The following is a 12,513-nucleotide window of genomic DNA, read 5'->3' on the forward strand; positions in this document are numbered from 1 at the left end:
ACTCACCCGAGAGAATCTCTCGTGGCTTTCCTCCGGGCGCTTCCCTTCGGTCTTGCGTTTCCGACTCTATCAGATCCTTTTCCGATCCGATTTCCTCGGTGCTTTCCAGGTTCCCGCTTCCGCGTTTCCCTTTCCGGCGGTTCCGACTTTATCAGAGGTTCTGAGTCGGAATTCCCACCCCCTCGGGGACTGGATCCGACGCGCAAGGCGGGCCGGGTTCCCGTTCAGGTGGAGCCGTAAACCTACTGGAGCGGGGCGCCTCGATGCAAATCGAGGCGCCCCGCTCCTGGTTCACGCGGACGAGTGTCCGACGGACCGTCAAACCTCCACGACGACAGGGAGGATCATCGGCCTGCGGCGGTAGGTGTCCGAGACCCACTTGCCCAGCGTCCGGCGGATCAGTTGCTGCAGCTGGTGGGGCTCCACGACGCCGTCCTGGGCCGAGCGCTCCAGCACCTCCGCGATCTTCGGCATCACAGCGCTGAAGGCCGAGTCCTCGATGCCGGAGCCGCGGGCCTGGATGTGCGGGCCACCCGTGATCTTCCCGGTCGACGAGTCGACGACCACGAAGACCGAGATGATGCCCTCGTCGCCGAGGATCTTGCGGTCCTTCAGAGCCGGCTCGCCCACATCGCCGACCGAGAGGCCGTCGACGTACACGTAACCCGCCTGGACCTTGCCGGAGATCTTGGCCTTGCCCTCGACGAGGTCGACGACGACGCCGTCCTCGGCGATGACGATGCGGTCGTGCGGGACGCCCGTCATCGCGCCCAGCTCGGCGTTGGCCCGCAGGTGGCGCCACTCTCCGTGCACCGGCATCAGGTTCTTGGGCCGGCAGATGTTGTAGAAGTACAGGAGCTCGCCCGCGGACGCGTGGCCCGAGACGTGCACCTTGGCGTTGCCCTTGTGGACGACGTTCGCGCCCCAGCGGGTGAGACCGTTGATGACCCGGTAGACCGCGTTCTCGTTGCCGGGGATCAGGGACGACGCCAGGATCACCGTGTCGCCCTGGACGATGCGGATCTGGTGGTCCCGGTTGGCCATGCGGGACAGGGCCGCCATCGGTTCGCCCTGGGAGCCCGTGCAGACCAGCACGATCTCGTGGTCCGGGAGGTCGTCGAGGGTCTTGACGTCCACCACCAGGCCCGGCGGGACCTTCAGATAGCCCAGGTCCCGGGCGATGCCCATGTTGCGGACCATCGAGCGGCCGACGAAGGCGACCCTGCGGCCGTACTCGTGCGCCGCGTCCAGGATCTGCTGGATGCGATGGATGTGGCTGGCGAAGCTGGCCACGATGATCCGCTTGTTGGCGCTGCCGAAGACCTGGCGCAGCACGTTCGAGATGTCGCGTTCGGGCGCAACGAAGCCCGGGACCTCGGCGTTCGTGGAGTCCGAGAGAAGGAGGTCGATGCCCTCCTCGCTCAGTCGTGCGAACGCGTGTAGATCCGTGAGACGGCCGTCCAATGGGAGCTGGTCCATCTTGAAGTCGCCTGTGTGCACCACCATGCCCGCAGGGGTGCGGATGGCGACCGCGAGGGCGTCCGGGATGGAGTGGTTGACCGCGACGAACTCGCAGTCGAAGGGACCGATGCGCTCGCGGTTCCCCTCCACCACCTCAAGGGTGTACGGGCGGATGCGGTGCTCCTGGAGCTTCGCCTCGATGAAGGCGAGGGTCAGCTTGGAGCCGATCAGCGGGATGTCCGGCTTCTCCCGCAGGAGGTAGGGGACGGCGCCGATGTGGTCCTCGTGGCCGTGCGTGAGGACGATGCCCTCGATGTCGTCGAGGCGGTCCCGGATGGACGTGAAGTCCGGCAGGATCAGGTCGATTCCGGGCTGCTCCTCCTCGGGGAAGAGGACGCCGCAGTCGACGATCAGTAGGCGGCCGCCGTATTCGAAGACCGTCATGTTTCGGCCGATCTCACCGAGACCGCCGAGTGGGGTGACCCGTAGGCCACCTTCGGGGAGCGGCGGGGGCGGGGCCAGTTCAGGATGCGGATGACTCAAAAGACTCTCCTCACCACACGCGCCACGTACCGGTGGGCACGTGGCGCGCATGACGTTCGTGCAGAAGCAGTTGTCGTTGTGGATGCAGGCACCGGTGGCCTGCGTATTCAGTTGTGAAGTCCGTCTGCGCGTCGGGGCGCGCGAAGTCTGGTGCTAGAGCTGTACCCCGCCTGCGGCAAGATCGATCTTGAGCTGCTCGATCTCCTCGGGCGCGAGCTCGACCATCGGGGCGCGCAGCGGGCCGGCGGGCAGGCCCTGGAGGGCGAGCGCGGCCTTCGTCGTCATGACGCCCTGGGTGCGGAACATGCCCGTGTAGACCGGGAGCAGCTTCTGGTGGATCTCGGTGGCCTTCTGCACGTCGCCGGTCGTGTACGCCTCGACCAGGGCGCGCAGCTCCGGGGTGACCACGTGGCCGACGACCGAGACGAAGCCGACCGCGCCCACGGAGAGCAGCGGTAGGTTCAGCATGTCGTCGCCGGAGTACCAGGCAAGGCCGGAGCGCGCGATGGCCCAGCTGGCGCGGCCGAGGTCGCCCTTTGCGTCCTTGTTGGCGACGATCCGCGGGTGCTCGGCGAGGCGGACGAGCGTCTCGGTGTTGATCGGGACGCCACTGCGGCCGGGGATGTCGTAGAGCATGACCGGCAGCTCGGCGGCGTCGGCGATCGCCGTGAAGTGGCGGTACAGGCCCTCCTGCGGGGGCTTGTTGTAGTACGGCGTGACGATGAGGAGGCCGTGCGCGCCGGCCTTCTCCGCCGCGCGGGCCAGCTCGATGCTGTGGTGGGTGTCGTTCGTGCCGACGCCTGCGACGACGTGGGCACGGTCGTCGACCGCCTCCAGTACGGCTCGTACCAGGTCCGTTTTCTCCGCGTCACTGGTGGTGGGCGACTCGCCGGTGGTGCCGTTGATGACCAGGCCGTCGTTGCCTGCGTCCACCAGGTGGGTGGCGAGCCGCTGCGCGCCGTCGAGGTCGAGTGCGCCGTCCGCCGTGAAGGGCGTGACCATGGCGGTGAGGACCCTCCCGAAGGGGGTCTGCGGAGTGGAGGTCGGAGCCATGGGTAACACGCTACTCGCTGCTCAAGGCGGGGTCTGCCCTCGGGGGGCGGGGAAAGTCATGACAAAGGTGGAGCCCGGCACTGCCTGCTCGGGGGTTCAAGCAGTGCCGGGTCCGTTTGATCAGGCTAGATGAACTTCTCCAAATGCCGCAATACGGACACTTCGTGCGGCCGATCCGTACATCTGTGCTCTGTCGGGGAAAACGAGTGCGCTACGGCGCCACACGGCCGTTCGCATTGAAGGCCGCGTACGTGAGCGGCATGAGCCCCGCCCACTCGGCTTCCATCTTCTCGCCGACCATCTCGATCTCCCGCTGCGGGAAGGACGGGACCTTCGCGAGCTCGTGCTGGGTGCGCAGGCCGAGGAAGTGCATCAGCGAGCGGGCGTTGCACGTGGCGTACATCGAGGAGAACAGGCCGACGGGGAGGACGGCGCGGGCGACCTCGCGGGCGACGCCGGCGGCGAGCATCTCCTGGTAGGCCTCGTACGCCCGGCGGTAGGAGTCCTCCATCGTGCCGCTGACCAGCTCCTGCTGGGCCTCGGTGCCCTCGACGAAGACGTACTTGCCGGGGCGACCCTGCTGGACGAGCTTGCGGTCGGCGCCGGGAACGTAGAAGACGGGCTGGAGCTCCCGGTAGCGGCCGGACTCCTCGTTGTACGACCAGCCCACGCGGTGTCGCATGAACTCGCGGAAGACGAAGATCGGGGCGCTGATGAAGAAGGTCATCGAGTTGTGTTCGAAGGGGCTGCCGTGCCGGTCCCGCATCAGGTAGTTGATCAGTCCCTTGGAGCGCTCCGGGTCCTTGCCCAGCTCCTCCAGGGACTGCTCGCCGACGGTCGAGACGCGGGCGGCGAAGAGCACGTCGGCGTCGGACGCGGTGTGCTTGACCAGTTCGACGGTGACGTCGCTGCGGAAACTGGGCTTGAGGTCGTCGGCAGGGGTGTCGGTCACGGCTCGGAGGGTCCTTCCATCACTTCTCTCGGGCGGCGCCCACTCTACGGCCCGGCACTGACAACGGGGCGTTCGGTACCGGGACGCGACATAGTTCGGCGAACTTCTGCGAATTCGGGGAAACCGGGCACCTTTTGGGGCGTTCGCTCGTCTGTACAGACAACAGCGATTCGTTCGATACCGGGATCCGGATCTCCGGGTCTCCGAAGGGAGAAGCACCCCCTATGTTGCGTCGGCGCGAGCCCGTACCGTTCGCCTTTGTCGCCGAAGCCGACAGGTTCCGCAGTAATGTCACTGCCCCGCCCCGTGAGCGTGCGTCCGTCGGCCAGATGGCCGGGAACTGGCTCCTGGGCCTCACCATCGTCGCCGGGCTCGTGGGTTCCCTGGTCATCGGGATGCCCGCGCTGTCACAGGATCAGTCGCCCTCGCAGACACAGGAGTCCCAGGCCTCCCAGGGACACTGACTCATCCGGACCCCCTAGGGTGGCTCGCGGGGACACCGGCGGATAGCCTCACCGGGCACAGCCCAAGCATGGATTGAGTGAGGACCAGCCGTGCCCCTGCCCTTCCTGACGGCCGACCGCGCATTCGAGGCGGCGGACGACGTCGCGCTGCCGTTCGACGACCGCGACCACTGGCGGCGCCCCTACCGGCCCGGTCCGTGGCGGGTGGGTGTGGCGGCGATCCTGCTGCTGCTCGCGTCGTACGTACTGTTCGCGGCGGTCATCATCGCGCTGACGGGCTCACTGTCCGAGGGCGGTGTCGTTCTCGGCATCGCGGCGGCCGTCATCGTCGGCGCGCTGCGGCTGCTGCGCATGGGCGTGTGGGTGAGTGCCCACGGAGTGCGCCAGGTGAGCTTCTTCTTCACCCGCACGGTGTCCTGGGAACGGGTCGTCGCCGTGCGGACGGTGCAGCAGCCGGTGCGCTGGCTCGGGCTGCCGCGCACTGTCCAGGGGCAGGCGCTGAGCCTCGTACGCAGGGATCGTCCGGCACAGGACGTGACGCCGCTGCTGACCACGCACAACGCGGACTTCCTGGCGCGTGCCGGTTCCTTCGACAGGGCGGCGGACGCGGTCGAGGCGTGGGCGGAGGAGTACCGAGGGGGCTGACGCCCGAAGACGACGCGAAGGGGCCGGTCCGCAGCACGTGCGGGCCGGCCCCTTCGGCGTGGGTCTCAGGCTTCGATCGTTCTGCCGTCGTGCAGGGCTATCGCCTGCTGCATCGCCTTGCGGGCGCGTGGGGTGTCGCGGGCGTCGTGGTAGGCGACGGCGAGGCGGAACCAGCTGCGCCAGTCGTCAGGGGTCGCTTCCGTCTCAGCCTTGCGCTTGGCGAAGACCTCGTCGGCCGAGTCGCGGTCGATGCGGCCGCCGGGGGTGCGCTTCAACTCGTCGACGGGCAGGCCGCCTTCGGCGTCCAGTTCGGCGGCGAGGGCGTTGGCCCTGCGGACGAACTGGGTGTTCTTCCAGAGGAACCACAGTCCGATGACCGGCAGGATCAGCACCGCGACCCCGAAGGTGACGGTCAGGAGCGTGCCGGACTGGATGAGCATGACGCCGCGGCTGCCGACCAGGACGAAGTAGACGACCAGGACGGCAGCTGTGACGGCGTAGGTGAGCTTGGCGCGCATCAGCCCAGGTCCAGGAAGTGTTCCAGGCCGAAGGTCAGGCCCGGGGTCGTGACCACACGGCGAGCGCCCAACAGGATGCCCGGCATGAAGCTGCTGTGGTGCAGCGAGTCGTGGCGGACCGTGAGGGTCTCGCCCTCGCCGCCCAGCAGGACCTCCTGGTGGGCCAGCAGGCCGCGCAGGCGGATCGCGTGCACCGGGATCCCGTCGACGCTGGCACCGCGCGCGCCGTCCAGGGCCGTCTCCGTGGCGTCCGGAGCCGGGGCCGAGCCCGCCTTCGCCCGGGCCTCGGCGATGAGTTGGGCCGTGCGCGTGGCCGTACCGCTGGGGGCGTCCACCTTCTTCGGGTGGTGCAGCTCGATGACCTCGACCGACTCGAAGTAGGGCGCGGCGATCTGCGCGAACTTCATGGTCAGGACGGCGCCGATGGAGAAGTTGGGCGCGATGAGGACGCCCGTCTCCGGGGACGCGGCGAGCCAGCCGTTCAGCTGCGCGAGGCGCTCGTCGGTCCAGCCGGTCGTGCCGACGACCGCGTGGATGCCATGGCCGACGCAGTACTCGAGGTTGTCCATCACCGAGGCCGGCGTGGTCAGTTCGACGACGACCTGGGCGCCGGTCTCGGCCAGTTTCTCCAGCTTGTCGCCCCGGCCCAGGGCGGCCACCAGCTCCATGTCCTCGGCGGCCTCCACGGCTCGTACCGCCTCGGAACCGATCCGGCCCTTGGCACCGAGGACCGCCACACGCAGCTTGCTCATCTCTTGCTTCCTTACAGACGCTTACCGAAGACGGACGGAACTAAGCGACGGCCTCGTGCAGACGGGCAGCCTGCTTGTCCTTGAGCGGGCCGATGACCGACAGCGAGGGCCGCTGTCCCAGGATGTCGCGGGCGACCGAGCGGACGTCGTCCGGGGTGACCGCCGCAATCGTGGTCAGCATGTCGTCCACGGACATCTGCTCGCCCCAGCACAGCTCGCTCTTGCCGATGCGGTTCATGAGCGCGCCCGTGTCCTCGAGTCCCAGGACCGTGGAGCCACGGAGCTGGCCGATGGCGCGGCCGATCTCGTCGTCCGAGAGGCCGTGTTCGGCGACCTGGTCGAGTTCGTCGCGGCAGATCTTCAGCACATCGTGCACCTGCGACGGCCTGCAGCCCGCGTACACACCGAACAGGCCGCAGTCGGCGAAGCCCGAGGTGTAGGAGTAGACGCTGTAGGCCAGGCCGCGCTTCTCGCGGACCTCCTGGAAGAGGCGGGAGGACATGCCGCCGCCGAGGGCCGTGTTGAGGACCCCCAGCGCCCAGCGGCGCTCGTCCGTGCGCGGCAGGCCCGGCATGCCGAGGACGACATGGGCCTGCTCGGTCTTGCGGCCGATCAGCTCCACGCGGCCCGAGGTGCGGAGGCTGCGTCGGCCGTCGCGGGGTGCGATGGGCGTGGCCTCGGGGCTCTTGAAGGCGCCCGCCTTCTCGAAGGCGGCACGAACCTGTCGTACGACCGCGTTGTGGTCGATGTTGCCGGCGGCCGCGACCACGAGGTGGGTCGGGTCGTAGTGCTTCTTGTAGAAACGGCGGATGCGGTCGGCGGTGAGGGCGTTGACGGTGTCGACCGTGCCGAGGACCGGGCGGCCGAGGGGGTTGTCGCCGAACATGGTGTGCGCGAACAGGTCGTGCACACCGTCGCCCGGGTCGTCCTCGGTCATCGCGATCTCTTCGAGGATCGCGCCGCGCTCGACGTTGACGTCCTCTTCGAGGATGAGGGAGCCCGTCAACATGTCGCAGACGACGTCGATCGCAAGGGGGAGGTCGGTGTCGAGCACGCGCGCGTAGTAGCACGTGTACTCCTTGGCCGTGAACGCGTTCATCTCGCCGCCGACCGCGTCGATGGCGGAGGAGATGTCCAGCGCGCTGCGCCTCGAAGTGCCCTTGAAGAGCAGGTGCTCCAGGTAGTGCGTGGCGCCGTTCAGAGCCGGGGTCTCGTCGCGGGAGCCGACGTGGGCCCAGATGCCGAAGGTCGCCGAGCGGACCGAGGGCAGGGTCTCGGTGACGATGCGCAGGCCGCCCGGGAGGGTGGTCTTGCGGACGACTCCGATGCCGTTCGTGCCCTTGATGAGGGTTTGGGTACGGGCGACGGCCCGCGCCTCCGAAGAGGTGCGGGCCGTCGCCTTGGAGCTACTCGACGTCACTTGTCGGTGTCGTCCTTCTTCTCATCGTTCTCTTCGCCCTCGATGACCGGGATCAGGGAGAGCTTGCCGCGGGAGTCGATCTCGGCGATCTCGACCTGGACCTTGGCGCCGACGGCCACCACGTCCTCGACGTTCTCCACGCGCTTGCCGCCGGCGAGCTTGCGGATCTGCGAGATGTGCAGCAGACCGTCCTTGCCCGGGAGCAGCGACACGAACGCACCGAAGGTGGTGGTCTTGACGACCGTACCCAGGTAGCGCTCGCCGACCTCCGGCATGGTCGGGTTGGCGATCGAGTTGATCGTGGCGCGGGCGGCCTCGGCCTGCGAGCCGACCTGGGCACCGATGTAGATGGTGCCGTCGTCCTCGATCGTGATCTCGGCGCCGGTGTCCTCCTGGATCTGGTTGATCATCTTGCCCTTCGGGCCGATGACCTCACCGATCTTGTCCACGGGGATCTTGACCGTGATGATCCGCGGGGCGTTCGGGGACATCTCGTCCGGCGTGTCGATCGCTTCCATCATCACGTCGAGGATGTGGAGGCGGGCGTCACGGGCCTGCTTGAGGGCCGCGGCCAGGACGGAGGCCGGGATGCCGTCCAGCTTGGTGTCGAGCTGGAGAGCGGTCACGAACTCCTTGGTGCCGGCGACCTTGAAGTCCATGTCGCCGAAGGCGTCCTCCGCACCGAGGATGTCGGTGAGGGCGACGTAGTGCGTCTCGCCGTTGATCTCCTGGGAGATCAGGCCCATGGCGATACCGGCGACGGGGGCCTTGAGGGGCACACCGGCGTTCAGCAGCGACATGGTGGAGGCGCAGACCGAGCCCATGGACGTCGAGCCGTTGGAGCCGAGGGCCTCGGACACCTGACGGATCGCGTAGGGGAACTCCTCGCGCGTCGGCAGGACCGGCACGATGGCGCGCTCGGCGAGAGCGCCGTGGCCGATCTCGCGGCGCTTCGGGGAGCCGACGCGGCCGGTCTCGCCGACGGAGTACGGCGGGAAGTTGTAGTTGTGCATGTAGCGCTTGCGGGTCACCGGGGAAAGGGTGTCCAGCTGCTGCTCCATCCGGAGCATGTTCAGGGTGGTGACGCCCAGGATCTGGGTCTCGCCACGCTCGAACAGCGCCGAACCGTGCACGCGCGGGATGGCCTCGACCTCGGCGGCGAGCGTACGGATGTCCGTCAGCCCGCGGCCGTCGATCCGCTTCTTCTCCTTGATGACGCGCTCGCGGACCAGGGACTTGGTCAGCGAGCGGTACGCGGCGGAGATCTCCTTCTCGCGGCCCTCGAACTCCGGCAGGAGCTTCTCGGCGGCCAGACCCTTGACGCGGTCCAGCTCGGCCTCGCGCTCCTGCTTGCCCGCGATGGTCAGCGCGGAGGCGAGCTCCGGCTTGACCGCGGCGGCCAGCGCCTCCAGGACGTCGTCCTGGTAGTCGAGGAAGACCGGGAACTCGCCGGTCGGCTTCGCGGCCTTCGAGGCGAGGTCGGCCTGGGCCTTGCAGAGCACCTTGATGAAGGGCTTCGCGGCGTCCAGACCGGAGGCGACGACCTCCTCGGTCGGCGCCTCGGCGCCGCCCTTGACCAGCTGGATGGTCTTGTCGGTGGCCTCGGCCTCGACCATCATGATCGCGACGTCGCCGTCCTCCAGGACGCGACCGGCGACGACCATGTCGAAGACGGCGTCCTCGAGCTCGGTGTGCGTCGGGAACGCGACCCACTGGCCGTTGATCAGCGCGACGCGGACGCCGCCGATCGGGCCGGAGAAGGGCAGACCGGCCAGCTGCGTGGACGCGGAGGCGGCGTTGATCGCCACGACGTCGTACAGGTGGTCGGGGTTGAGCGCCATGATCGTGGCGACGACCTGGATCTCGTTGCGCAGGCCCTTCTTGAAGGACGGGCGCAGCGGGCGGTCGATCAGACGGCAGGTGAGGATGGCGTCCTCGGAGGGACGGCCCTCACGGCGGAAGAAGCTGCCGGGGATCTTGCCGGCGGCGTACATCCGCTCCTCGACGTCCACCGTGAGGGGGAAGAAGTCGAGCTGGTCCTTGGGGTTCTTGGAGGCGGTGGTGGCCGACAGCACCATGGTGTCGTCGTCCAGGTACGCCACGGCGGAGCCGGCGGCCTGCTTGGCCAGGCGGCCCGTCTCGAAGCGGATGGTGCGGGTGCCGAAGGAACCGTTGTCGATAACGGCCTCGGCGTAGTGGGTCTCGTTCTCCACTAGCGTTTTCTCCTCGTCTTCGTCCCTCCTGCCCGTGTGGCAGGGGGACGCTTGCGGAGAAGCGCTCCGTCTGGTGCGGGCCGGTCTTCGATCGAAGCACCCGGGGCTTCATTCCCCGGGGGCCACTACCGAGGACCGGCGGCGGCGAGGCGCGCCTCTCCTTTTCTTTGTCGTGCTGTGTCGTGCGTATTGCGTTGTGCTACCACACTACAAAGCGTGAGTGACACTCCGCACGTTTCCGCACGCACGGCAAAGGGGAGCGGTCCCGATGTCGTCACGGGAACCGCTCCCCTTCACGGCGTCTTACTTGGCGCCCGCCGCACCGCGGCGGATGCCCAGGCGGTCGACCAGCGCACGGAAGCGCTGGATGTCCTTCTTCGCCAGGTACTGCAGCAGGCGACGGCGCTGACCGACCAGGATCAGCAGACCACGGCGGGAGTGGTGGTCGTGCTTGTGCGTCTTGAGGTGCTCGGTCAGGTCCGAGATCCGACGCGAGAGCATGGCGACCTGGACCTCGGGGGAGCCGGTGTCGCCCTCCTTCTGGCCGAACTCGCTGATGAGCTGCTTCTTCGTAGCGGCGTCGAGCGACACGCGTACTCCTCGTAGTCTTGATGAGTGGCCACCGAGTGCCCCCGGTCTGTGTCTCGGGGGAGCTTCCGTTACTCGGGAGGCGGGGATCCGCTGGGCGCGGCCTCCAGAGCGGTGAGCTCCGGGGGTGCGTACACAAACGGCCGTCACACAGCGTACCAGCACACGAGCGCGCCCTTGACAGGCGGTCCGTCGCCGCTAGCGCCTGTCCGGCGGATCATGCCGGCGTCGCGGGCCCTGGCACGCACTCCCCCACTGCCTTAAAGACGTTAAAGACGTGTCCGCCTTGCAGCGGCACACACCAGACCCCGCTCGGCTTGCCTGACAGGCGCCGCTTCTTGCAGCCGGCCTGACCCGCCGGACAGGCCCTAGATGCCGCCGCGGACCTTGCCGTAGACGTCGAGGACGGCCAGGCAGATCGGGATCAGGGAGAGCAGTACCAGCGAGTCCGCGAGGTCCAGCATGCGGCCCCAGAAGGGGGACAGTCCCTTCTGCGGCACGATGAGGGCGATCGCGATCAGCAGCAGCACGCCGGCGCCGACCGAGGCGCCGAGCCACAGGGTGCGTACGTCGACGGGGCCGGAGTTGCCCTGGAGCAGCTCCATGACGATGTCGACCGGCGGCGAGAGCGCGAGGCCGAGGATCAGCAGACCGAGGGTGACGACACCGGCCACGAACAGGCAGGTGACCTGGGCGGTGTACCGGAACAGTCGCGCCCGCAGCATCGCGGCGAGGCCGGTGGCGAGGGCCAGCAGCTGGGCCCAGCCGCTGTCGCTGAAGCCGAGCACCGCGCCGCCCGCGCCGACGATGACGACGGCACAGCCGCCCACCAGGCCGAGCAGCAGTTCGTGGCCCCGGCTCGTCTGGGCGACGATGCGCTGGACGTCGACGGCCTCGAGGTCGCCGTCCTGACCGTCACGACGTGCCCTGGCCAGGTCCTCCGGGTTGCGGAAACCGATCGGCAGCTTGGCGAAGCGGGCCGACCAGCCGGGCAGGAAGCCGACGACCGCCAGGGCGACGACCGAGGTGCCTGCGGCGATCTCCCGCGGCGCCGCCTCGGTGAGCACACCGCAGAACACGGCGAGCGTGCCGATCCCGGCGGCCAGCGCGGCGGCCACGAACGGGGCGTCTCCCTGCGGCAGCAGCATGATCAGCACGACGGAGCAGAGCAGTACGGCCACGCAGCCGACGAGGAACTGGATCCTGCCGGGGCCCTCACCCGCGTCCTGCGCGATGACGCCGGAGCCCGCGATGAGCGCGTGCGGCAGCGCCGAGACGCCGAGCGCGACGGCGGAACCGCGGTCGTCGTACACCCGGGCCCGGATACCGGCGAGTGCCGTCAGGGCCAGCGCGGTGACTCCGGCGAGGATGCCCTGGAGGCCGTTCATGTCGTGTCGTACCGGGTCGGCGAACCAGAAGACGAAGCCGAGCATGATCAGCAGCAGCGCGCCGGAGACGAGACCGGCCACCCGCATCAGGTTGTCGTTCCAGCTGCGGACGTCCTGCTTGACCGCGGCGGCGATCGCGTCCACCACGTCGTCGTGCACGGCCGGCGGCAGCGAGTCGGCGAAGGTGCGCAGCAGCAGCACCTCGCCGTCCCTGACCCGGTGCTCGAGCAGCGAACGGCTCGCGTCGAGCACCTGGCCCTCGCGGCTCACCAGGTGGTAGCCGGAGGGACTGGTGTCCGACTGGACCAGACCCGAGAGTCTGACGATCTCGGGAAAGAGGTCCTGGATCGGCAGGTCCTCGGGCAGCGCGACATCGACTCGGCTGTCCGGCGCTGCGATGGTGATTCGGCAGAAACCTGTCGAAGTCCCCGTGCTCACCTGGTGTTCCCCCTGCTAGACAAGGCTTCCTCGCGCCGCTCGTACGACGCGGAGCGCCACCATATCCGTTGCTGCACC

Annotated in this window: 11 protein-coding genes; 2 read left to right on the forward strand and 9 right to left on the reverse strand. The window is 68.6% G+C overall.

The features are described 5' to 3' along the window. Window positions 1–318: 318 nt before the first annotated feature. The 3 genes from IG08_RS0116255 to thyX all read right to left on the reverse strand — a co-directional run bounded on the left by IG08_RS0116255 (window position 319) and on the right by thyX (window position 4,009). Window positions 319–2,004, reverse strand: a complete 1,686-nt coding sequence (locus IG08_RS0116255) for a ribonuclease J (RefSeq protein WP_030601949.1) — start codon at window positions 2,002–2,004, stop codon at window positions 319–321. Window positions 2,005–2,157: 153 nt separating this feature from the next. Then, a complete protein-coding gene (gene dapA, locus IG08_RS0116260) occupies window positions 2,158–3,057 on the reverse strand; it encodes a 4-hydroxy-tetrahydrodipicolinate synthase (protein WP_030601952.1) in 900 nt (299 codons plus the stop codon). Between the two features lie 211 nt (window positions 3,058–3,268). Beyond that, a complete protein-coding gene (gene thyX, locus IG08_RS0116265) occupies window positions 3,269–4,009 on the reverse strand; it encodes an FAD-dependent thymidylate synthase (RefSeq protein ID WP_030601955.1) in 741 nt (246 codons plus the stop codon). A gap of 224 nt (window positions 4,010–4,233) precedes the next feature. On the opposite strand from thyX, the gene IG08_RS0116270 reads away from it, so the two are divergent. Both IG08_RS0116270 and IG08_RS0116275 read left to right on the forward strand, forming a co-directional pair. Then, entirely contained in the window at window positions 4,234–4,473 is a 240-nt protein-coding gene (locus tag IG08_RS0116270; protein WP_030601959.1) for a hypothetical protein, read from the forward strand. Between the two features lie 90 nt (window positions 4,474–4,563). Further along, window positions 4,564–5,118, forward strand: coding sequence for a hypothetical protein (locus IG08_RS0116275; RefSeq protein ID WP_030601962.1), 555 nt, complete (start codon window positions 4,564–4,566; stop codon window positions 5,116–5,118). A 65-nt stretch (window positions 5,119–5,183) separates the two neighbouring features. Here IG08_RS0116275 and IG08_RS0116280 read toward each other — a convergent pair whose 3' ends face one another. The 6 genes from IG08_RS0116280 to eccD all read right to left on the reverse strand — a co-directional run bounded on the left by IG08_RS0116280 (window position 5,184) and on the right by eccD (window position 12,435). Then, window positions 5,184–5,636: a tetratricopeptide repeat protein gene (locus IG08_RS0116280; RefSeq protein WP_030601965.1), complete on the reverse strand. Its 453-nt coding sequence runs from the start codon at window positions 5,634–5,636 to the stop codon at window positions 5,184–5,186. Further along, window positions 5,636–6,388, reverse strand: coding sequence for a 4-hydroxy-tetrahydrodipicolinate reductase (dapB, locus tag IG08_RS0116285; RefSeq protein ID WP_030601968.1), 753 nt, complete (start codon window positions 6,386–6,388; stop codon window positions 5,636–5,638). The genes IG08_RS0116280 and dapB overlap by 1 nt, the downstream gene beginning before the upstream one ends. A gap of 40 nt (window positions 6,389–6,428) precedes the next feature. Continuing rightward, entirely contained in the window at window positions 6,429–7,808 is a 1,380-nt protein-coding gene (locus tag IG08_RS0116290) for a M16 family metallopeptidase (protein ID WP_030601970.1), read from the reverse strand. After that, complete coding sequence (locus IG08_RS0116295; protein ID WP_030601972.1) at window positions 7,805–10,021, reverse strand: polyribonucleotide nucleotidyltransferase; 2,217 nt, start codon at window positions 10,019–10,021, stop codon at window positions 7,805–7,807. The genes IG08_RS0116290 and IG08_RS0116295 overlap by 4 nt, the downstream gene beginning before the upstream one ends. A 303-nt stretch (window positions 10,022–10,324) precedes the next feature. Beyond that, a complete protein-coding gene (gene rpsO / locus IG08_RS0116300) occupies window positions 10,325–10,612 on the reverse strand; it encodes a 30S ribosomal protein S15 (RefSeq protein WP_019064787.1) in 288 nt (95 codons plus the stop codon). A 365-nt stretch (window positions 10,613–10,977) separates the two neighbouring features. After that, window positions 10,978–12,435 (reverse strand): type VII secretion integral membrane protein EccD, encoded by a 1,458-nt coding sequence (gene eccD / locus IG08_RS0116305; protein ID WP_030601978.1) that lies wholly within the window; start codon window positions 12,433–12,435, stop codon window positions 10,978–10,980. Window positions 12,436–12,513 lie beyond the last annotated feature (78 nt).

Origin of the sequence: Streptomyces fulvoviolaceus (genome assembly GCF_000718165.1) — a bacterium.
GTDB classification, from domain to species: Bacteria; Actinomycetota; Actinomycetes; order Streptomycetales; family Streptomycetaceae; genus Streptomyces; species Streptomyces fulvoviolaceus.

Coding starts and splice junctions, on each gene's coding strand:
- dapA (WP_030601952.1), bottom strand. CDS start 3,057: ATGGCTCCGACCTCCACTCCGCAGACCCCCTTCGGGAGGGTCCTCACC.
- IG08_RS0116280 (WP_030601965.1), bottom strand. CDS start 5,636: ATGCGCGCCAAGCTCACCTACGCCGTCACAGCTGCCGTCCTGGTCGTC.
- IG08_RS0116270 (WP_030601959.1), top strand. CDS start 4,234: ATGTTGCGTCGGCGCGAGCCCGTACCGTTCGCCTTTGTCGCCGAAGCC.
- dapB (WP_030601968.1), bottom strand. CDS start 6,388: ATGAGCAAGCTGCGTGTGGCGGTCCTCGGTGCCAAGGGCCGGATCGGT.